Raw genomic sequence first — 19,863 nt, 5'->3', positions numbered from 1 at the left:
CCCGCCTGTTCAGCGCAGCAGCGCGTCGAGGAAGGGGCTGGAGACCACGTGATGGGGATCGAGCCGGTCCAGGATCGCGACCGCCTCGTCCCAGCCCGGTCCGCCCCCGGCGCGCAGGGCGGCGGGAACGGCCCGCGTGAGGACGTCCGGGTCGGACCACGCGGCGGTGTCGGTGTAGCCCCAGCCCTTCGACCACTCCACCCGTACGGTCGCCCGGTCCCCGTCCAGGGCCAGGAGGAACTGCTCGATCTCCCGGTAGAAGCGGTGCAGAGCGGGTGTCGTCGGCAAGGAGAGGATGTCGATCCACACGGCGGTGTCGGCCTCCGGCCGGTCCGGGCGCGGCCGCAGGGCGGACAGCAGCGGTGGCCGGGCGCCGGGGACGCCGCACACGGACGGATCCTCCAGTCCGGTCACCCGGATCTCCACCTGCCCGTTGACCGGGTACTCGCCGCGTGCCGCGTACTCGGCGAGCAGCTCGCGGTAGAAGTCGGCGAACCGGCTGACCACCCACTGCAGATCGGCCCGGCGGGTGAGGACGGCGTAGCCGTTGGCCGTCTCGCGCAGTGTCGTGGGCCGCACGTACTCCAGCAGGTTGCGGGAGGCTCCCCACAGGTCCGAGCGCAGCCCGCCGGCCAGCAGGTGGGTGAGCACGTCGCCGGTCAGTACGTCCCGCACGAGGGTTCCCGACAGCAGGACGTCGGTGATGTCACCGGTCAGGGCGACCTTGGCCAGCAGGTACTGGACCTGCCCGAAGAGCGGGGCGCTCGCCCAGGCTCCCGAGACGAGCGTCCCGGCTAGCCGGGCCACCGGCTCGGGAAGCGAGTCGGAGAACGGGTAGTTGTACGGCCCGTCGACCGCCCGGGAGGCGAACGGCCGGTCGGGGGTGACGCTCCAGACCTTCAGCCAGGGCTTGTCCGTGAACGCGAACCAGATCGCCTCCGCCCGGCCGGTCCTGTCGACGAAGCCGGCCAGGGTCCTGGTGCCGGCCGGGGCGCCGGGGGCGGCGAACAGTTCGGTGGCGGGGATGTGCAGGAAGGACCGGCAGCGCAGGTTGTGGTCGGTGCCCATGCGCAGCACGGCCTCGGTGACGAGCGAGCGGCCGAGGTGGGTGAGGAGCGCGTCGCAGTCGGGCTCGGCCCGCCCGACCGTCCGCAGGACGTACCGCCCGGCGTCGTCGTCCCAGACGACCACGGTCAGCTCGGTGACCAGGTTGCTCAGCGAGCCGTACCCGTGGCCGGGTGACGGGTGCTCGCCGGTGGCGGGGACGGCCGTGCCGTGCGCGCCGATGGCCAGCGCGCCGCCGACCGACAGTTCCCCGGGTGCCGGCGCGGCGACGACCCCGTATCCGTGCGTGCCGGCGAACGCGAGGAGCCGCTCCAGCAGGGCCCCTGCCTGGACCCGGACCAGGGCCGAGCCGTCGGCGTCCCGCCGGTCCAGCGACATCCCGGTGAGGTGGGCGGTGGTGTCCATCAGTACGACCCGCGTCGCGGCGGGGGTGTCGTCGGCCACCGTGAGCGGAGCCCAGCCGTGCCGCATGCCCTGCGCCCGTACCGTCCAGCCGGCACCGTAGGCCCAGTTCACGACGTCGAGCAGGTCCTGCGGGGTGCGGGGTGCGCACGTCCACAACTGGTCGGCACGGATCTCACCGGACCAGTTCTCATAGACGCGCCGGTAGACGTCGAGCCCGGGCGGGAAGCCGGGCGGCGACGGCACGCCGGCGTAGGCGCTGCCCGGCCGGACCACTCCGCGCAACAGCCAGGCCCCGCCGGCCGCGGCGACGGCCGAGGCGAGCAGCCTGCGCCGCGACGGTCCGCCGCCCTGAACCGAAGACTCGTCCGTCATCCCCGAGAACCTCCCCTGGTCCCGCCTCACCCCGGACCGGCCCAGGCGGGCCGACCGAACACGCACGCTAACCAGCGGCCAGGGGCCTCGCAGTCATATGGTCGTTTGTTCTACGCGATCGAGTGAAAAAGCGCGGAACGCCCCCGCCCCGGCGGTCTTTGATGGTCGCCGACGACGCCTGACGGACCCGGCCGGCCGGGGGCCCGGCCGGCCGAGACCGAGTGCCACGGCGGTGAGCAGTGCGCCCACCGGCACGAGGCCGGCGAAGAGGCCCGCGCGGTCGGCGCCGAGGCGGCGCCGACGGGGGCTGCGGCTCTCATGCGACGTGCTCCGGCGACGAGGAGGGGGCCGGCGAGGCGGCCAGGACCTTGCGGGTGACGCGTTCGGCGACGGCCGCCACCAGGGTCCGGGGGCGACGGGGTGTCAGGTGTGCGCCCAGAGCGTTGCCGAGTCCGGGGGCGACGTAGCCGCGGTCACGCTCCAGCGCGCGCAGCGCCGCGCGCACCACCGGCTCCGGGGTGGTCATGGAGCCGGTGACAGCCGCCCGGCGGGTGCCGATGGTGTCGAAGAAGGCGGTCTCGACCGGGCCGGGGCACAGAGTGAGCACGCGGATGCCACGTCGGCGGTACTCCTGGCGCAGGGCGAGGCCGAAGTTCAGCACGAAGGCCTTGGCCGCACCGTAGACGGCGAAGTACGGGGAGGGCTGGAAGGCGGCGTTGGACGCGACGTTGACGACCGAGCCCCGGCCGCGTTCCAGCATGCCGGGCAGGAGTTCGTGGGTGAGGTCGACGAGTGCGACGACGTTGACCATCAGCTGGTCGTGGTCGCGGGCCCCGGGTATCTCCTCGAAGCGGCCGCAGGTGCCGAAGCCGGCGTTGTTGACCAGCAGGTCGACGCTCAGACCCCGGGCGGTCAGCCGGTCGGCGATGCGGCGGGCCGCGTCCGGCACGGCGAGGTCCTGGACCAGCACGTGTGCCTGGACGCCGTGTGCGGTGATCAGGCGCTCGGCGAGGGCGGCGAGCCGGTCGCCGGTGCGCGCCACCAGGATCACGTCGTGCCCCTGGGCGGCGAGCTGTGCGGCGAACTCCGCGCCGAGGCCGGACGACGCTCCGGTGATGAGGGCGGTGCTGTTCACGAGCTTCTCCTTGAGTCGAGAGCAACTGGGATGACTATGTATCAACAACCTCCTTAATCGCAACAGTGATGATGCATTTAGATGGATCAGCGCGTCACGGACGTATGATCTCCTCGGACAATCGGACCAGCAGGAGGCGTCATGGGTGAGACGACGGGACGATCACTGCGGGCGGACGCGGAACGCAGCGTGCGCGCCATCCTGGAAGCGGCCGAGCGGGTGCTCGCCGAAGATCCCGGCGCTTCCATGGAGCAGATCGCGGCAGCCGCGGGCGTGGCCCGCACGACCATCCACCGGCGGTTCGCCAACCGGCAGGCGCTGATCGAGGCGTTGGCGTCCTCCGCCGCCCGCCAGCTCGCCCGGGCGGTCGACGACGGCAGGCCGGACACCGCGCCGCCGCTGGTGGCGATGCACCGGATCACGGCCAACGTGCTGCAGGTCAAGAGCGCCTGGGCGTTCGCCCTGGAGCTGCCGGCCGACCCGGACGGCGAGGCGGCCCTCCTCCACCAGGACATCGGCCGCAGTTGCCTCGCCGTACTGAAGCGGGCCCAGGACGACAAGCTCATCGACGAGGCGGCCGACCTCGACTGGGTGCGCCGGGTCTACTACGCGCTCATCGGGGAGTCCCTGCACGGCAACGCGGACGACGCCGACCCGGACGCCCTCGCCACCCGCATCATCGACACCCTGCTGCACGGCGCCGGCCCACGCACCTGATCGGCCGGCGCTCAGGCGGGGACGGCTTTCGCCAGGTTCACCACACCGTCGCCCGACGCGTCGGGAAGCGGGGCGTAGCCCTGCCGGCGGTAGAGGGTGAGGTTGCGGTGGCTCGCGGCACCGGTGGACAGGACGAAACGCCGGCAGCCCCTCCCGGCGGACTCGGCCTGGTCCAGCAGCCACCGGCCCACACCCCGGCCCCGCAGGTCGGGGGCGACGGCGAGCCGCCCGACGTGCAGGTCGGCGCCGTCGCGACGCGTGCGGACGATTCCGAGCAGCCGCCCGTCCCGCCACAGTCCCGTCGTATGCCAGGCGGCCAGCCAGGCGCGCACCTCGTCCAGGGACTCGTGGAGCGCCGGGATCGCCAGGGTGTCGTTGGCGAGCGCCTCCTCCATCCAGCAGCAGCGCTGCAGCACCGTCACCTCGGGGGCGTCGTCCGGGCCCAGACGCCGCGCGTACGAGCCGGGGAGCGGGCCCGCCACGGTGTCCTCGTGCCCGTGTTCACGCAGTGGGGCCAGGGCCCGTGAGACCCATACCAGTTCCGACAGCAGCCCTTCGGCCGCGGCGGCATGACGCGCCGCGGGGGCGAAACGCTCCTCCCGCATCGCGTCGGCGATCCTATCGCCACGGTCGCTCCCAGGGGGACGAGGCGCAGGGTGGTCACGACCTGCTTGGCGTGCTGGACCGCGCGGGTGCCGGCCGAGGTGTGTCCGTAGCTGACGAAGCCGGCCGGCTTCCAGGCCCATTCCGGGCCCAGGTAGTCGAGCGCGTTCTTCAGGGTCGCGGGCATTCCGTAGTTGTACTCGGGCGTCACGAAGACGAAGCCGTCCGCGCCGTCGACGATCCGGCTCCAGCGGCGGGTGTGCTCGTGCTCGTGGACGCCGGTCGACGGGTGCTCCTCCTCGTCCAGGAAGGGCAGGCCCAGATCACCGACGGCCACAGGCACGAGGTCCGCGCCGAGCAGGCCGGCGCTCGTCGCGAGCGTCTCGGTCAGCCACCGGCCGACGGCGGGGCCGAGGGCGCCGGGACGTGTGCTGCAGACCAGTACGACGATGCGAAGCCGTTTCGTTGTCATGGAAACGAAAGTAGCCGGTAGATTGATTACATGTCAACGAAAGAGACGGATCCCAAGGAGACGGACCCTCCGGTCCGTTGGCTCGCGGCCGACGAGGAGCGCGCCTGGCGGGCGTACCTCCGCATGGTGACCGCGGTGCAGACCCGCACCGCGCAGGACCTGGCCGCACACGGGTTGTCCGAGCCGGACTACGAGGTGCTCAGCACCCTGTCCGAGCGCACCGACGGCACCAGCACGCTGCGCGATCAGGCCGCCAAGATGGGGTGGTCGCGAAGCCGTCTGTCCCGCCATGCCACCCGCATGGAGGTGCGCGGACTCATCCGGCGCGCACCGGACCCGGCCGACGGGAGAGGCTGCTTCCTGGTCCTCACCGCGACGGGGTGGGACGCGCTCCGGGAAGCCGCCCCGACCCATGTCGCCTCCGTGCGACGGCACCTCGTCGACCGGCTGGACCCCGCGGAACTCGAGGCCCTCGGACGCATCGCGGAAAAGATCGCCGACGGCCCGTAGAGCGGCCCGCGCTGCCGTAGGACGCCCGCGTTCCCGGACGGCGCCGCCGGGACGGCCGCGCACGACATACGGGGCCGTCCTCCCGCCAATACGGGGCCGTCCTCCCGACCCCCGAGGCGGGAGGACGGCCCCAGCTCTTTCCGCCCGGTTCGCCCGGCCGCCCGGTCAGTACAGCTTGTCGACGGCCGTGGTCGTGGTCTTCCTGAAGGCGGCCACGGGCGCGTCGTCGAAGTCGCCCATCTGCCCCCACCGCACGACGGTGACGGTCCTGCCGTCCCGCCCGACGGACAGCAGGGCGATGTCGGTGGCGCCCCAGGACGTCTCGGTGTGCAGGCCCCGGACGCGGGCGCCCTCCTCGACCGGCAGCCTGCCGTAGTCCCGGCCCTCGGCCTCGACGTCGGGCGAGGACTCCTCGACGCGGTCGGCGCAGGTGCGGATCAGGTCGTCGTAGTGCTTCGCCAGGGCCTTGGCCTGGGCGGCCGTGCCCGTCACGACGGTCAACTGGACGGCGCTCGTGTCCAGGTCGGTCCGGAACTCCCGGTGCCGGTAGGCGTAGGAGGGCACGCCCTCCGTGCTCACGCAGAGGCCGAGTGACTCCGGGAACCCGTCGGTGACCGGCCCGGCGGTCCACGACGACGTCGGGTGCGGTGGCAGCTGGGACGCCGACAGGAACGTGGGCGCGGCGGCCTTCGGGGCGGCGCCGGCGGCCGGTGCCGTGAGGACCGAGCCCGCCGCGAGGGCGGCGACGGTGAGTGCGGTGAGTGCGCTCGTGCGGTGGCGCATGGGCATGGGTGTTCCCCCGTGGATGCGTGCGTGGACGTGGCTGCCGCGGCGCGGCCGGCTGGTCGGCCCGGCCTGGTCGGTGCGGCACCAAGAGCATCCGTGGTCACGGCAGCCGGGCGCAACAGCCGACGGCCCATCGGACCCGGTGGAACCATCCCAGGCCGTCTGACGTGCAGGTACATGGGTGCCTGGGACACCGTCCCGGGCCGGGTGGGGTCGTACGAGGACGGGGGACCCGTGTCGGCACAGGACGACGGCGACGGCATCGACGAGGTGGCCGGGTTCGCGGCGCTGCTGCGGGCGCTGAAGGAAGGCACGGACCGCAGCTACGGCTCGCTGGCCCGCCGGCTGGGCATGAACACCTCGACGCTGCACCGCTACTGCGCGGGCGAGGCGGTGCCGCTCGACTTCGCCCCCGTGGAACGCTTCGCGGCCCTGTGCGGGGCGACCGCGGAGCAACGTCTGGAACTCCACCGCCGCTGGCTCCAGGCAGTGGCGGCCCGCCACCGGCCGCGTACGGCGGGGGCGGCGCGGAGCGCGCCACCGCCCGCGCCCGCACCGACGCCGCCGCTTCCACCCGCGCGCCGCGCGTGGTACCGCCGTAGACGTCTCGTGGCCGGGCTGGCCTCCGTCTGTGCCGTGCTCGCGACGCTCGGGGCTCTGTCCGCGCTGCCGGACGGGCGGCGGGCGCCCGCCGACGGTGCTGCCCGGGACACCGGTCCGACGGCGTCCGGTACGGCCTCCGGCAGGGCGGAGGCCGGGGCGCCCGAGCGACGGAGCGCCTCGCCCGGCCCGAGCGACTCCACCGCCTCCGAACGGCCCTCGGGCTCCGCGCCCCCGAAGGAGAAACCGGGCACCTCTCACCCGCCCCGCGCGACACCCGCCCCGACCCGCCGTGAACAGCCCGCCGGGCTGCCGCTCACCTGGTCCGTCAACTCCCAGGCCTGGAAGCTGGGGTGCGGCCACGACTACGTCATCGCCAAGCCACCCGGCCAGGTACCCCCTCCCCCTGCCCCGCAGGACGCGGCGCCCTGGGCGGCGACGCAGAGCGCGGTGCACGGCGGCGAGACGCTCGTACAGCTGTCGGTGCAGGGGCGCAGCGACACGGCCGTCGTGCTGGAGGCGCTGCGCGTGCGCGTGGTCGGGCGTACGGCACCGGCCGAGGGCAACGCCTACGCCATGGACCAGGGCTGCGGCGGCTCGATCACGCCCCGGTACTTCGCCGTGGACCTGGACAAGGACCGCCCCCTCGCCCGCGCGGTCGCCGGGAGCGACTCCGGCACGCCGATCCCGGCCGTGCGCATGCCCTACCGCGTCTCGGCGAAGGACCCCGAGGTGCTGCTGGTCACGGCCGGGACCAGCTCGTGCGACTGCCGCTGGTACCTGGAGCTGGACTGGTCCTCCCAGGGCCAAAAGGGCACCGTACGCATCGACGACGAAGGCCGCCCGTTCCGCACCAGCGGCATCGAGGGCCTGCCCCGGTACACGTACGACACCCTGCAACGCCGGTGGGGGCCCTACAGCTGAGGACGGGGGCGTATCGCGGTGGGCGTGCGGTCCGGGACGTATCCTCGCTGCGGACACGAGGGCGAGGGGCGGACGGACATGGCAGCGGGCACGGCACAGGGGGAGCAGCCCCGGGCGTCGCTGAGCGCGCAGGCCCGGGAGGCGGTGCGCCGGCGCATCGTGGACCGGCGGTACCCCATGGGGTCACGGCTGGTGGAGCGGGAGGTCGCCGAGGAACTGAGCATGTCCCGGGTGCCGGTGCGCGAGGCGCTGCGGGCGCTGGTGGCGGAAGGCCTGCTCGAACTGTCGCCGCACAGCGGGGTGCGGGTGCGCAGCCTGGAGCGCTCGGACGTCCGGTACCTGTACGAGGTGTGGGAGCCGTTGGCCGTCCAGGCGTCGCGGTTGGCGGCCCGGCGGGTCGCGGCGGCGGACGGCACGCAGGCGGGGATGCCGGAGCTGTCGGAGCTCGAGGCGTTGCGCGCCTCGCTGGCCCGCGCCGAGGAGGCCGCCGGCGAGGACGAGGGCGCCCGCGAGGTGGCGGCGCACACGGAGTTCCACGACCGCATCGTGGCGCTGGCCGGCAATCCGCTGTTGGCCCGGACCATGGAGCAGCTCGGCTGGCAGCTGCAGTTGCTCTTCGGCATGCGCGCGGAGTCCGCCCACATGCGCCACCAGCACGCGGAGATCTTCCGCCACATCGCCGCGGGCGACGAGGAGGCGGCAGCGGCCGGCACCCTGCTGCACGTGCGCGACAGCCGCGCGGTGGCGCTGCGTTCCCTGTTCGGGGACACCACCCCCCAGGGAGACACTTTGTATACCGAGGGTGTTTAGCAGCCCGGCCGACGGAGCCTGATGCCGAGTGCGGGAACTGGGGCATCACCCTCTATTCCGGCCGTTATTCCGGTTTTCGTCGCGATGGCACACCGGCGATTACCCCGGTGTGCGCCACTCCTTGTCGCGCGCCTCTCCTTTGGTATACAAATTCTCGCCAGGCGGGTCTTCCGTTCCGCCACCGTTCCCCCGTCCCAGGAGTCCGTCATGTGCGTCGAGCCCTCCGAGCCTCCGTCCAGCCGGCTGACCCGTCGCGGTGTGCTCGCCGCGTCCGCCGCCCTCGCGGGCACGGCGGCCGCCCTCACGGCGGCCTCTCCCGCGCAGGCGATCCCGACGGCCGGGCGGCGGCCGGCGCGCACCGCCGACCTGGTCGTCGAGGGTGGCACGCTCCTCGACCCGGCCACCGGTGACGTCACCGAGGACGCCGTCGTCGTGATCCGCGACGGCAGGGTGCGCGCCGCCGGTCCCCGCAGCCGGACCGGCGTCCCGGCCGGCGTCCCCCGCCTGGACGCCCACGGCCGCTGGGTGCTGCCCGGCCTGATCGACGCGCACATCCACCTCAACACCGCGGCCGAGGCACGTGACGCCGTCGCCAAGGGCGCCACCAGTGCCCGCAGCGGGTCCACGAACTTCTACCAGGACATCGCCGTACGGGAGTTGGCCCGCCGGTCCCCCGGCCTGGCACCCCGGCTGCGGGCGGCCGGCGTCTTCGTCACCCCCGATCTGGGCGACACGCTCCTCGCCGACCCGGAGCTGACCTCGCTGGCCGCCCTGAAGGACGGGGTCCGCTCCGCCGACGCCCTGCGCCACGTCGTGCGGACCAACCTGACGCGGGGCGCCGACGTCATCAAGACACGGGTCAACGAGCGGGCCGGGCTGCCCGACCAGGACCCGCTGGCCCAGGTCTACTCGCATGCCCAGCTCAGCGAGGTGGTGGCCGCCGCACGCCGCGGAGGGAAGGGCGTGCTGTGCCACAGCTACAGCGAGAAGGGCTGCCACGACGCGGTCACGGCGGGCGTCAGGTCCCTGGAGCACGGGGTGTTCGTCGGTGAGCGCACCCTGCACGAGATGCGCCGCCGGGGCACGTGGTTCACGCCGACCCTGACGGCCGTCTCGGGACTCGCCGCCTCCGAGGACCCGGTCCTGGCCGAACGCGGCAGGACCTACCTGCCGATCCTGAAGCGGGCGGTACGGGCGGCGCACGACCTGGGCGTGCCGCTGGCGGCCGGCACCGACTCCTCCGGCGGCACGGTCGACCCTGTCGGCGCCGAGGTCGAGTTGATGCACGCGGCCGGTCTGTCCCCGCTCGACGCCCTGCGCACCGCCACCACCGGGGCCGCGCGACTGCTCGGTCTGGAGGGCACCGCGGGCCGCCTCACCCCGGGCCACGCGGGCGACCTGATCCTGCTCGACGGCGACCCGCTGGCCGACCTTTCGCTGCTCTCGGCCCCCGCGCGGGTGGTGCGCGCGGGCGTGCCCCTCTGACCGCCGCTCCCCCGCTCCACACGCCCCCCCGACACCCCTCAGGAGCCCGGCATGACACCCCCACCCCTCTCCCGTCGCAACGTCCTCGCGGGTGCCGCCTCGCTCGGTGGCGCCGCCGCCTTCACGCCGGCGGCGGCCCAGGCGGCACCCGGTCCCGGGGCCGGCCCTCACCCGCGCGAGGCCGTCGTGTTCCGCGACGTACGGCTGCCCGACGCCCGGCAGACGGTGGACCTGACCGTCGTGGACGGGCGGATCTCCGACCGGCCCGCGCCCCGTGGCGCCTCCGTCGTGGACGCCGACGGCCGGATGGCGCTGCCGGCTCTGGTGGACGCGCACATCCACCCCGACAAGACCAGTTGGGGCGGCCGGTGGGTGACGCGCGAGCCCGCGAGCGGCATCGCCGACTACTGCGCGCAGGACGTCGAGCTGTACCGCACCCAGCGGCGCCCGGTGGGCGAGCGGGCGTACGGCCTGATGCGGCACGCCGTCACCCGCGGGACCCGCGCCATGCGCGCCCACGCGGACGTGGCACCCGCCTACGGTCTGGCCGGCGTCGAAGGGGTGGCCGAGGCGCGCGACCGCCTCGCCGGAGCGCTGGACGTGCAGATCGTGGCCTTCCCGCAGCACGGTGTCGTGCGCGCGCCCGGCACGGCCGAACTCCTGACGTCCGCGGCGCGCCAGGGCCTGGTCGACCTGATCGGCGGCATCGACCCGATCAGCTTCGACGGGGCGCCGGAGGAGCAGCTCGACCTGGTCTTCGACCTGGCCGACCGGTACGGCGTCGGCGTGGACATCCACCTGCACGACCGTGACGAGAAGGGCACCCGGGTGCTGCGCGGCATCATCGAGCGGACCCGGGCCCTGTCCCTGCGCGGCCGGGTGACGGTCAGCCACGTCTTCTGCCTGCCGTTCCTCGCCGAGGGCGCCCTGCGGTCCATGGCGCGGGAGCTGGCCGAGCTGGACATCGCCCTGACGACGGTCGCGCCGAACGAGTCGCTGGTGCTCCCGGTGGCCGTGCTGCGCGAGCACGGCGTCCGGGTGGGGCTGGGCTCGGACGGCGTGCGCGACGCGTGGAGCCCGTTCGGGAACGCCGACATGCTGCACCGGGCCCACCTGCTGGGCTGGATCACGGACGTGCGGCTCGACGAGGAACTGGCCTCCTGCTACACGGTGGGGGCGCACGGGGGCGCCGACGTCATGGGCCTGGCCCGCGCCGACCTGACACCGGGATCACCGGCGGACTTCGTGCTGGTGCGTGCCGAGTGCCTTCCCCAGGTCGTGGTCGACATGCCCCGGCGCGACATGGTCGTGCACGGCGGCCGGGTGGTCGCCCGGGACGGGGAACTGATCTGATCGTGTCCTTCTCCTCGCCCTCTGCGCCGGAGGCTTCAGGAACCGCGTAGATGTGCTGGGTGGCACGTTCGATGACGGCGTGGTTCACGGGGTGGCTGCTCATGGCCGGTGAGACTTTGCCCGCGGCTCACCATCGTCGCGGCGAGCTGGTTCCGAGCGCACCGATAGCGTCGGCGGGGCGGGAGACCCGTCGTCCGGGCCTCCCCCGACGGACCCCGCGCGCTCGCCACACCGGCCTTCTGCGGACTCGTCGGCGGCGACGCGACCGGTCCAGCCCGCCGCAAGAGTCACCCACAGGGAGGCGGGTTGTTCGGGTCACCTTCACTTGGGGTGTTTTCGGCCTGCGCCGTCCTGGGCGGCGACGGATCGCGCGTCGCCGCACCACCTACTCGTCCCGTTTCGTCACCGGCGGTTCCTGTCGGACGGGGGCGTGTTCCGGCCGACCGCTCGTCGTCGTTCCGGCTTCCGGTGCCGCTGAGAACGGCGCATTGAGGTCGGTTCCTCCCCCGCCGGAACCCGTCCGGGCTTTTCCGCAGGGTCCTTTGGGCACACGGCTGAGGGAAATGGGGGACGAGCCCGGTGGTCCGCGAGGACGGCCGGGAGACCTTGGGGGTTGCACATGGTCCGTGTTCTCGTGGTGCACGATGCCCTGCTGTTGCGTTCGGCATTGGTGCACCTGCTGCAGTCCGCCGACGGGTTCGACGTGTCGTCCACGTCGTCCCGGGGCGAGGGCATCGACCGGGACGACTTACCGGCGGACGTGTGCGTGGTGGACGGGAACTGTCTCAAGGGGCCGGGAGAGGTCTGCCGGGCCCCGTTCCTGGAGTGCTGCCGGGACGCTCGGCTGGTCGTTCTCACGGCCCCGGACCGGCCGGGCGTGCTGCGCCGGGCGTTCGAGGCCGGGGCGCTCGGTTTCGTCGGCAAGGACGCCCCGTCCCAGCGGCTGATCGCCGCCGTGCACGCCGCCGCCAAAGGGGAGCGGTTCCTGGACGAGAGACTCGCCGTCGCTCTGATGGACGCCTCACGGACGCCCCTGACGGCCCGGGAGCTGAGTGTCGTCTCGCACGCGGCGCAGGGAGCGTCCATCGCCGAGATCGCCGGCGTGCTGCACCTGTCCCGGGGGACCGTCCGCAACTACATGGCCAGCGCGATCCGGAAGGTCGGCGCGCGCAACCGGGTGGACGCGATCCGCATCGTCCAGAACGCCGGCTGGATGTGAGGTCACCCGTGGGTCTCGCCCCAGTGACCCACCAGATCCCGGTAGAGCGGTGAACGGTCGAGGAGTTCGGCGTGGGTGCCGCACGCCGCGCCGACCCCGTCCAGCACCAGGATCCGGTCGGCGCGGAGCGCGGACGACATGCGGTGGGCCACGACGAGCAGCGTCCCCGGACGCCGGGCGAGCGCCTTCTCGGCCCGCGCCTCGGCCGCCGCGTCGAGATGGCAGGTCGCCTCGTCCAGCAGGAGCAGCGGCGCCGGCGACAGGTGGGCCCGGACCAGCACGATGAGCTGACGCTCGCCCTGGGAGAGGTCGTCCGGCCGCAGTTGCGCGTCGAGCCCGCCCAGACGCGCCAGCAGACGGTCGGCGCCAAGTGCGCGTACGGCGGCCCCGACCTGGACCGTGGAGGCCTCGGGCCGCAGGTAGGTGAGGTTGTCGCGCACGGTGCCGGTGAAGACGTACGCCTGTTGCGGCAGCAGGACGCGCAGCGCGGACAGTTCGGCCGGGCCGCGGCCGGTGACCGGGGTACCGGCCACCTCCACGGTCCCGTCGCTCGGTGCCAGCGTCCCGGCGACGAGCCGGGTGAGGGTCGACTTGCCGATGCCGCTGGGGCCTACGACGGCCAGGTGCTCGCCGTCCTCGACCCGCAGGTCGAGCGCGTCGAGCACCGGCTCGGCCCGTGCCCCGTAGGAGAGCGTCACCGCTCGAAGTGCGAGGGCGGGCGGCGGACCCGGCGGCGGCTTCGGTCCCGGCCCGGCGCCGACGGCGGGGGCGGGCGGGGACGTGGCCTGGGGGGCCGAGGACGGCTCCGCCGCCAGGAAGCGGTCCAGGACCACCAGCAGCCGGGTCCCCGCGGCGCCGATCGCCGTCATGAGGGTGTGCAGCGCGGGCAGCAGGGCCTGGGCGAGGTAGGTGAAGGCGCCCAGCAGGGCACCCGTCGTCACTCCCTCGGCGCGCAGCCACGGCACGCTCACCAGCAGGAGCAGGACCGGCAGGTGCCCCGCGACGCCGAGGGCCAGGGTGCGCACCGCCGCCCAGCGCGCGAGGGCGCGCGAGGTGGCGGCGGCGTCCGCGACGAGCCGTTCCCCTCGCCTGGCCGTCTCCGGCTCCGTGCCGCACGCGGTGATGTCGCGCAGTTCCTCCCGGGTCCGCGCCGCGTGATCGCCCAGCGCCTCGTCGGCGGTGAGGGCTCTCCGCTGTGCCCCGGCCATGGGCCGCAGCGTGAGCAGGAACAGGGCCAGGCCCCCGGCGAGGGGGGGCCCGACCACCACCAGCAACGCCGGGTCCAGCGAGAACAGGCCCGCCAGCGCACCGGCGGCGGTGAACACGAACGAGCGCAGGGTGAGCACGAGCCCGGCGAAGCTGTCCCGCACGATCTCGACCTGGTTGGTCAGGCGTGAGACCGCGGCGCGGTCCCGGCCGCCGGGGCGGGCCAGCGCGCCCGTCATCGACTGGTCGACCGCCCGCCGTACGAGGCTGTCCCGCAACGGCTCGGTCAGCCCGGCGAGTTGGGCGAAGACACCCTTGATCACCGGCGCCCCGAGCAGTACGGCGACGGCGGCCACCGTGAGCCAGCCGAGCCCTTCGGCCGTGTCGCCGGCGAGGAATCCCCGGTCGACGGCCTGGGCGACGCCGTACCCGATCAGGAAGGTCTGCGCCGACTCCGCCACCGACCACGCCCCGAGCCGGGCGAGGACGGCCTTGCGTCGGGTGAGGAATCGCCGGGCGTGCGGTCCGACCCGGCGCAGCGTGCCGTCCCCGGGCCCGGGCCGGGGCCGTGTCGCGCGGCCGGCCAGGAGGGTCATGGCCGCACCTCGCCGGGGAGGGAGGGAGCGCGATCCCCGCGAGGGCCGTCACGGCCGTCACGGCCGTCCGACCGATCGCGGTGGACGTCACCGCCGCCCCCGCCGCGGAGCCGCCCGCTGCCGCCGCCGGTCTCCGTGCCGCCGGTCCCCGTACCGCCGTTCGTCGCCCCGCCCCCGGATCCGGCGCGGGATCCCGCGCCGGTGGCGAACACCGCCCGGTACGGCTCCTGTTCCCACAGCCGCTGATGGGGTCCCACCGCTCGGACCCGCCCCTCCTCCAGCCAGATCACCAGATCCGCCCGTGCCGCGACCGACGGGCGGTGGGCCACGACGAGGCGGGTGGCGTTCCTGAGCGAGCGGCGCATCGCCCGGTCCACGGCGTGCTCCGTGGCCGTGTCGAGGCTGGAGGTCGCGTCGTCCATCACGAGCAGCCGCCCGGCGTGGGCGAAGGCCCGGGCCAGTCCCAGCCGCTGGTGTTCGCCGCCGGAGAGGGCGACGTCGTCGAGCGGGGTGTCGTACGTCTGCGGAAGGCGCCGTACGAAGGCGTCGGCACCCGCGACGCGGACGGCTTCCCGCACCCGGCGCGGCGCCGCCACGCGCGCCCCGGCCGCGACCGCGTCCGCCACCGTGCCCTCCGCCAGGACCGGACGCGCGAAGGCGAAGCCGACCTCGGTGCGCAGGCCCGCACGGGTCAGGGAGTCCAGGGGTGTGCCGTCCAGCAGCACCCGCCCCTCGTCCGGGTCGATCAACCGGCCCGCCACGGCGGCCAGTACGGACTTGCCGGCGCCGCTGCGGCCCACGACCGCGGCGGTCGTCCCGCCCGGCACGACGACGTCCTCCGCCCGCAGGACCTCCGTCCCCTCCCGCAGCACGCGCACCCCGCGCAGTTCCAGGGTGCCCGGCCCGTCCGGGGGCAGGGTCCGGGTTCCGTAGGGCAGGGCGGGCAGCCGTTCCAGTGTCGCGGTGCGCTCCCTGGCCGACCGGCCCCGGACGAGCGCTCCGAGCAGTGTGGCCGCGCTGCCGAAGCCCGCGGTCAGCTGCGCGTACCGGCTCACCGCCAGCAGTTCGCCGACGCTCAGCGCGCCCGCCCCGAGCCGGAGCCCGCCGACGGCCAGGGCGGCCACCGTCAGCAGCGGGACGAGCACACCGCCGATGGCCAGCGCCCGCCCGTGCAGGACCCACATGCGGCGGCCGAGCGCGGTGAGTTCGGTCAGTGGGCGGAGCACCCGCTCTCGTTCCCGGGCGGCCGTCCCGGCGGCGGCGATGGTCTCCGCGCCCCGCAGGGTCTCCAGCAGGCGGCCGGCGATGTCCGACTGCACCCGCTGGTAGGCGCGGACCGACGTTCCGGTGTCACGGGCGAACGTGCGCAGCACCAGGACCAGGGCGGGCAGACCGGCCAGCACACACCCGGCGACCCACACGTCGATGAAGGCCAGCGCGACGAGCGCGCCGGCCGGGGTGATCAGCGAGGCCGCCAGTGAGGCCCTCGCGGCCGGGGCGCCCCCGGCGTCGGAGGCGTTGAGCGTCAGCCGCGTCGCGACGTCCCCTGGGGAGTACGAGCGGGTCCGGTCCGGTGCGGCGCGCAGCAGGCCGGTGAGGGCCCGGGAGCGGATCGACGCCGTCCAGTCGGCGGTGCAACGACCGGCGAGCAGCGCGGTCAGACCGTCCAGGAGCACCTCGCCGACGAGCAGCGCCACGCTCGCCGTCAGCCAGGGACCGGCGGAGCCGTCGCTCAGGAGCAGATCGAGGGCGCGGCCGAGGACCAGGGGCTGCGCGACGGTGACCGCCGCGGCCGCCACCGAGCAGAGCAGGACCAGCAGTTCGGGCAGGCGCCCGGGATCCGCGCGGGTGGAGTCGGACCGCGCCCGTTCCCGCCGCGGTCGCCGGGCCGGGGTCGTACCCACCAGCGCCTCCCCTCGTGTGCGTGCCGCCCGCGGCGGGGCCGGGGCCGCTGGTACCGGAAGAAACGGGGCGGCCCGCCGCGGTCCCCCGCGGCGGGCCTCCTCGCGCGTCAGTTACAGGTCGTGACGCTGAGGCTGCTGTCGCCGCAGAGCAGCAGGCTGGCGCGGCTGCCCGTCTCGACGTCCCCCATCGCCTCTTCCTTCGGGGTCTCCATGGACTGCAGGTCGAACAGGTTCATGTGCTCATCCCTTCGTACGACAACGGGTGTCTTTACTCACGGCCCCGGACGGGACCGGCTCGTGGGCCGCGGCTCGGGCCGCGGCGGGGGGAGGAACGGCAGGCCGGCGGGCCGGTCGCCGCATACGGACGCGAGGGCCAGCAGGCAGCCGGCCGTGCCGGTGGACAGGTCCATCGACAGGCGCATCATCTGCTCGCCGGGGAAGGCGAGTTCGCCGCGGTAGGACATGGCGTGCCAGGTCAGCGCGTCGACTTGGCGCCGGACGGCCTCGGGACCGGTGCCGGGTCCCGGGGTGGTCGTCCGGCCGAGGTACAGGACCATGCCGGCGACGCCCCGGTACAGGCCGGGCTGGGCGTAGAACATGGCCTGCGCCGCGCGCACGATCTCGGCCCTCGCCTGCTCGAACCGCTCGTCGGCGCGGTGCGCCAGGTAGTCGTCGAGCACCATGCCGATGCCGACGCTGCCGGCTCCCAGGTACGGCATCGTGCGCCAGCCCTCGTCCACCTGGAGGGCGCCGCCCGCGCCGCGGACGCAGCGTGCGAGGTCCTGGCGCAGCGCGGTGGCGGCCAGGTCCAGGAGGCCGGTGTCGCCGGTGGATTCGTACAGGCGCAGGAAGAGCAGGGCGCTGCCCGTGGCACCGTGCAGCAGACCGGCGCGGGCCGGGCGGGTGTCGGCCGACAGGCCCCGGGCGCTCAGTTCGGCACACCGCAGGGCGGCGGCGCGCAGGGCCGGGTCGCCGGTGGAGGCGGCCAGGGAGTCCAGTGCCAGGCCCACGCCCGCCGTGCCGCCGTGCAGGTCCGGGCCCAGCTCCTCCAGAGGGTGCTCCAGGAGCAGCCGGGTCAGGTCGAGGGCCTGCGCCCGGTGGCCGAGGTGGTCCAGGACCCATGCGGTGCCGGCGATCCCGTCGTGGAAGCCCAGCGGCATCCCCGACGGCGGCTGTTTCGTCCGCTCCAGCAGCCAGTTCTCCGCGTCCTCGTCCCGCCCGGCACCGCTCTCGGCGAGGGCGTACAGCACGCCGGCCGCGCCGTGCCCGAACGTCAGGCCGCCGCCCGCGGTCGCGAACTGGGCGATGTCGCCCGGGAAGAGCCGGTCGTCGCGGGAAGGCGTCGCCGACGCGCGGATGGCCGCGGCCATCGACGCGCGGCTGCGCGGCCAGTCGCCCGGCTCGACGGGCACGAAGCGGTGCCCGCGGCGGGATGCGGCCGGCGCGTGCGCAGGTGCGTCAGCGATCCGGGGCGCGTCGGCCGTCCCGGGCGCGTCGGCCGTCTCCGGTCCACCGGTCGTCTCCGGTACGCCGGCCGTCTCCGGTACGCCGGTGATCTCGGCGACCGCCGCGTCCAGGAAGGCCCGCGGGACCGGGAACTGCCGGGCCACCACGTCGGCGAGGTGCTCCGCCTTGCGCCGGTCCAGCGCCAGCAGACTGGTCAGCGGCAGGAAGAGGGCCAGGCGCAGACAGGCCAGCGCGTACCGGTCCACGGCCGGACCCCGCCGGCCGGGCGGCGCCACGAACGCGGGGTGGGCGACGGTCTGCCGGCCCGGTTCGTCGACGTGATGGGCGGCCTCGAAGTCCAGCAGGGCCACCCGTCCGTCCTCACGGATCATGATGTTGAACAGGTGCAAGTCGTTGAAGACCACACCCCGCCCGTGGACGTCGGCGACCGCCCGCTCGACCTGGGCGTGCACGTCGAGTGCCCACTCGGTGTACTCGGCGAGCCGCCGGTCGCCGGGGTCGGCCTCGATGAGCGGGTGGCGCCGGGCGAAGAAGGTGTTGAGGGGCTTGCCGTCGAGGTGCTCCAGGACCAGGAAGTGGTGCTCCCCCACCGTGAAGGCGTCCCGCACCTCGGGCGTGCAGGGCAGCCCCGCCAGCCGCTCCAGAGCCCGCTGTTCGCGCCGCAGCCGGGTCACCGCGTCGGCCCCGTCGGCCGCCAGACCGGCGTACGGGCGGGCCTCCTTCAGGACCACCGTCTCTCCGCTGCGGGTGTCGCGGGCCCGGTAGACGCCCCCGCCGTTGGAGAAGTGGAGCGCCTGCTCGACGGTGTACGGGATACCGGCCAGCGTGACCGTCGCCCGCGCGTCGAGATGGGGCCGCAGGAACGCCGGCACGCTCACCCACTCCGGCACCCGGAACACCGGGCCCCGGAAGTCGGGGACGAGGACGCCGTCGGGGTCGGCGATGGCCGGCCGCAGTTCGCCGTCGGCGTCGTAGCAGTTGCGGCGGGTGAAGCTGCCGTAGCGTACGTGCACCGGTCCGTCACCGAGCCGGAGGTCGCTCAGGATGTGCGGTCCCGGTTCGCCGTCCAGCAGGGCGGTCAGTTCACCCGCGAGGCGCTCGAACTGCTCCTCGTCCGCCGGGTACACGGTGATGAACTTGCCGCTGCCCGCCCGGTCGGCGTACTTGGCGTTGCGCTGGTGCAGCAGGTAACGGCTCGGGACGAACTTGAAGGCGACGCCGTGTGCGAGGCAGTACGCTCTCACCCGCTCCAGGACCGACTCGGCGTTGTCCAGACCGGCGGAGACGTGGATCTTCCACCCCTGCGCCGGCAGGACGGCGTCCACGGGGCGCAGGGCGAGCCAGTCGCCGCTCTCGGCACGCTGCCAGCCCTCCGGCACGGGCAGCGTGGCCGCCGCGTACCGGGTGCCCGCCGTCGCGCTCCCGGGGGCGGTGCGATGCGGCGCGTCGTAGAAGTGCGGGTCCGCGTCGCAGTAGACGGCGTAGCCCTTGTTCACGACTGCTCCCTTCGCCGGTCGGTGCCGAGGAAGACGCTGTCACGCACCACCACGTCCGGGACAGTCACCGCTGTCATGTCTCCGACGTGCGGAACGCACAGGTAACTTCCGGGGCGAAGGAGTCGCGGAAGGTGAAGGCGTGCGGGGCGGAGCCGTGGTCGTCGAGGTGCTCCAGCCTGGCGACCCCCTCCCGCCAGGTGGGCGTCACGCCGTCGCAGACCCACCAGAACACGTGGTTCGGCCGGCCTGTCCTCTCGAACCAGTCGTAGCGCCTGCTCAGTGCCCCGCGGTGCGGGCCGGTGTGGACGGCGTCGAAGGCGGAGCGCAGGTCGGTCCACAGGGAGAGGGACGCGGCCAGGGCGGTGGTTTCCGGCGTCCGGCCCTTGCCGTACCAGGTCGGCACGGCGAACTCCCCCCAGGCGCCCCAGTCCGCGTCGAAGAGCGCGCCCCGGTCACCGTCCGCCGCTTCGGCGTGCGCGAGGTGTCCGGGATGCCGGCCGATCTGCCGGTAGACGGTCTCACCCACGTCGTAGAACGCGCGCGTGAGGGGCGCGGGATCGGCGAGAGGTGACTTCAGGACGCCGAATGTGTACAGCGCGAGATGGGGCATGCGTCTCTCCCTGGTCGGAGCCACCCGGCGTGGACCCGGTTCGGTGGCTTGCGTACGGAGCAGGGGACGGTAACCGCCTCAACGAGCCGTGTCGAAGTTGCGCATTCCTGGCACAAGTGGCCTCTTGT

Annotated in this window: 15 protein-coding genes and 1 pseudogene; 7 read left to right on the top strand and 9 right to left on the bottom strand. The window is 74.3% G+C overall.

All coding sequences use genetic code 11. The features are described 5' to 3' along the window. Nucleotides 1-9: 9 nt before the first annotated feature. Both ACFIF2_RS08410 and ACFIF2_RS08405 read right to left on the bottom strand, forming a co-directional pair. Entirely contained in the window at nt 10-1,842 is a 1,833-nt protein-coding gene (locus tag ACFIF2_RS08410) for a cholesterol oxidase substrate-binding domain-containing protein (protein WP_395571894.1), read from the bottom strand. A 316-nt stretch (nt 1,843-2,158) separates the two neighbouring features. Continuing rightward, complete coding sequence (locus tag ACFIF2_RS08405; RefSeq protein ID WP_395571893.1) at nt 2,159-2,977, bottom strand: SDR family NAD(P)-dependent oxidoreductase; 819 nt, start codon at nt 2,975-2,977, stop codon at nt 2,159-2,161. 141 nt (nt 2,978-3,118) lie between these two features. Here ACFIF2_RS08405 and ACFIF2_RS08400 point away from each other — a divergent pair, with 141 nt between their 5' ends. Further along, a complete protein-coding gene (locus tag ACFIF2_RS08400) occupies nt 3,119-3,694 on the top strand; it encodes a TetR/AcrR family transcriptional regulator (RefSeq protein ID WP_395571892.1) in 576 nt (191 codons plus the stop codon). Nucleotides 3,695-3,705: 11 nt separating this feature from the next. Here ACFIF2_RS08400 and ACFIF2_RS08395 read toward each other — a convergent pair. Next, nucleotides 3,706-4,769: pseudogene (locus tag ACFIF2_RS08395) on the bottom strand (GNAT family N-acetyltransferase). A 30-nt stretch (nt 4,770-4,799) separates the two neighbouring features. On the opposite strand from ACFIF2_RS08395, the gene ACFIF2_RS08390 reads away from it, so the two are divergent. Next, on the top strand, nt 4,800-5,279 hold the full coding sequence (locus ACFIF2_RS08390) for a MarR family winged helix-turn-helix transcriptional regulator (protein ID WP_395571891.1): 480 nt from the start codon (nt 4,800-4,802) through the stop codon (nt 5,277-5,279). 165 nt (nt 5,280-5,444) lie between these two features. Here ACFIF2_RS08390 and ACFIF2_RS08385 read toward each other — a convergent pair whose 3' ends face one another. Beyond that, the gene (locus ACFIF2_RS08385) at nt 5,445-6,068 is read right to left on the bottom strand and encodes a hypothetical protein (RefSeq protein ID WP_395571890.1); all 624 of its coding nucleotides are present in this window, start codon (nt 6,066-6,068) and stop codon (nt 5,445-5,447) included. Nucleotides 6,069-6,242: 174 nt separating this feature from the next. On the opposite strand from ACFIF2_RS08385, the gene ACFIF2_RS08380 reads away from it, so the two are divergent. The 5 genes from ACFIF2_RS08380 (at nt 6,243) to ACFIF2_RS08360 (ending at nt 12,456) form a co-directional block, all read left to right on the top strand. After that, the gene (locus ACFIF2_RS08380) at nt 6,243-7,589 is read left to right on the top strand and encodes a helix-turn-helix domain-containing protein (RefSeq protein ID WP_395571889.1); all 1,347 of its coding nucleotides are present in this window, start codon (nt 6,243-6,245) and stop codon (nt 7,587-7,589) included. Between the two features lie 78 nt (nt 7,590-7,667). Further along, nucleotides 7,668-8,399 (top strand): GntR family transcriptional regulator, encoded by a 732-nt coding sequence (locus ACFIF2_RS08375; protein ID WP_395571888.1) that lies wholly within the window; start codon nt 7,668-7,670, stop codon nt 8,397-8,399. A 207-nt stretch (nt 8,400-8,606) separates the two neighbouring features. Then, nucleotides 8,607-9,884: an amidohydrolase family protein gene (locus ACFIF2_RS08370; protein ID WP_395571887.1), complete on the top strand. Its 1,278-nt coding sequence runs from the start codon at nt 8,607-8,609 to the stop codon at nt 9,882-9,884. Between the two features lie 51 nt (nt 9,885-9,935). Further along, a complete protein-coding gene (locus ACFIF2_RS08365; RefSeq protein WP_395571886.1) occupies nt 9,936-11,237 on the top strand; it encodes an amidohydrolase in 1,302 nt (433 codons plus the stop codon). A 619-nt stretch (nt 11,238-11,856) separates the two neighbouring features. Then, nucleotides 11,857-12,456, top strand: coding sequence for a LuxR C-terminal-related transcriptional regulator (locus ACFIF2_RS08360; protein ID WP_395571885.1), 600 nt, complete (start codon nt 11,857-11,859; stop codon nt 12,454-12,456). A gap of 2 nt (nt 12,457-12,458) precedes the next feature. Here the strand turns inward: ACFIF2_RS08360 and ACFIF2_RS08355 are convergent, their stop codons facing one another. The 5 genes from ACFIF2_RS08355 to ACFIF2_RS08335 all read right to left on the bottom strand — a co-directional run bounded on the left by ACFIF2_RS08355 (nt 12,459) and on the right by ACFIF2_RS08335 (nt 19,735). Continuing rightward, nucleotides 12,459-14,258, bottom strand: a complete 1,800-nt coding sequence (locus tag ACFIF2_RS08355) for an ATP-binding cassette domain-containing protein (RefSeq protein ID WP_395571884.1) — start codon at nt 14,256-14,258, stop codon at nt 12,459-12,461. Continuing rightward, the gene (locus tag ACFIF2_RS08350) at nt 14,255-16,162 is read right to left on the bottom strand and encodes an ABC transporter ATP-binding protein (protein ID WP_395571883.1); all 1,908 of its coding nucleotides are present in this window, start codon (nt 16,160-16,162) and stop codon (nt 14,255-14,257) included. Before ACFIF2_RS08350 ends, ACFIF2_RS08355 begins: the two co-directional genes overlap by 4 nt. 107 nt (nt 16,163-16,269) lie before the next feature. After that, nucleotides 16,270-16,398 (bottom strand): SapB/AmfS family lanthipeptide, encoded by a 129-nt coding sequence (locus ACFIF2_RS08345; RefSeq protein ID WP_006130296.1) that lies wholly within the window; start codon nt 16,396-16,398, stop codon nt 16,270-16,272. A gap of 36 nt (nt 16,399-16,434) precedes the next feature. Continuing rightward, nucleotides 16,435-19,125 (bottom strand): class III lanthionine synthetase LanKC, encoded by a 2,691-nt coding sequence (lanKC, locus tag ACFIF2_RS08340; RefSeq protein ID WP_395571882.1) that lies wholly within the window; start codon nt 19,123-19,125, stop codon nt 16,435-16,437. A gap of 73 nt (nt 19,126-19,198) precedes the next feature. Then, the gene (locus ACFIF2_RS08335) at nt 19,199-19,735 is read right to left on the bottom strand and encodes a DUF3291 domain-containing protein (protein ID WP_395571881.1); all 537 of its coding nucleotides are present in this window, start codon (nt 19,733-19,735) and stop codon (nt 19,199-19,201) included. Nucleotides 19,736-19,863: the final 128 nt, after the last annotated feature.

Origin of the sequence: Streptomyces sp. BK79 (genome assembly GCF_044142145.1) — a bacterium.
Classification (GTDB): Bacteria; Actinomycetota; Actinomycetes; order Streptomycetales; family Streptomycetaceae; genus Streptomyces.
The sequence above is the reverse complement of the archived record's forward strand: the minus strand, read 5'-3'. Positions and strand labels throughout refer to the sequence as shown.

Coding starts and splice junctions, on each gene's coding strand:
- ACFIF2_RS08410 (WP_395571894.1), bottom strand. CDS start 1,842: ATGACGGACGAGTCTTCGGTTCAGGGCGGCGGACCGTCGCGGCGCAGG.
- ACFIF2_RS08400 (WP_395571892.1), top strand. CDS start 3,119: ATGGGTGAGACGACGGGACGATCACTGCGGGCGGACGCGGAACGCAGC.
- ACFIF2_RS08390 (WP_395571891.1), top strand. CDS start 4,800: ATGTCAACGAAAGAGACGGATCCCAAGGAGACGGACCCTCCGGTCCGT.
- ACFIF2_RS08385 (WP_395571890.1), bottom strand. CDS start 6,068: ATGCCCATGCGCCACCGCACGAGCGCACTCACCGCACTCACCGTCGCC.
- ACFIF2_RS08380 (WP_395571889.1), top strand. CDS start 6,243: ATGGGTGCCTGGGACACCGTCCCGGGCCGGGTGGGGTCGTACGAGGAC.
- ACFIF2_RS08375 (WP_395571888.1), top strand. CDS start 7,668: ATGGCAGCGGGCACGGCACAGGGGGAGCAGCCCCGGGCGTCGCTGAGC.
- ACFIF2_RS08370 (WP_395571887.1), top strand. CDS start 8,607: ATGTGCGTCGAGCCCTCCGAGCCTCCGTCCAGCCGGCTGACCCGTCGC.
- ACFIF2_RS08365 (WP_395571886.1), top strand. CDS start 9,936: ATGACACCCCCACCCCTCTCCCGTCGCAACGTCCTCGCGGGTGCCGCC.
- ACFIF2_RS08360 (WP_395571885.1), top strand. CDS start 11,857: ATGGTCCGTGTTCTCGTGGTGCACGATGCCCTGCTGTTGCGTTCGGCA.
- ACFIF2_RS08355 (WP_395571884.1), bottom strand. CDS start 14,258: ATGACCCTCCTGGCCGGCCGCGCGACACGGCCCCGGCCCGGGCCCGGG.
- ACFIF2_RS08345 (WP_006130296.1), bottom strand. CDS start 16,398: ATGAACCTGTTCGACCTGCAGTCCATGGAGACCCCGAAGGAAGAGGCG.
- ACFIF2_RS08335 (WP_395571881.1), bottom strand. CDS start 19,735: ATGCCCCATCTCGCGCTGTACACATTCGGCGTCCTGAAGTCACCTCTC.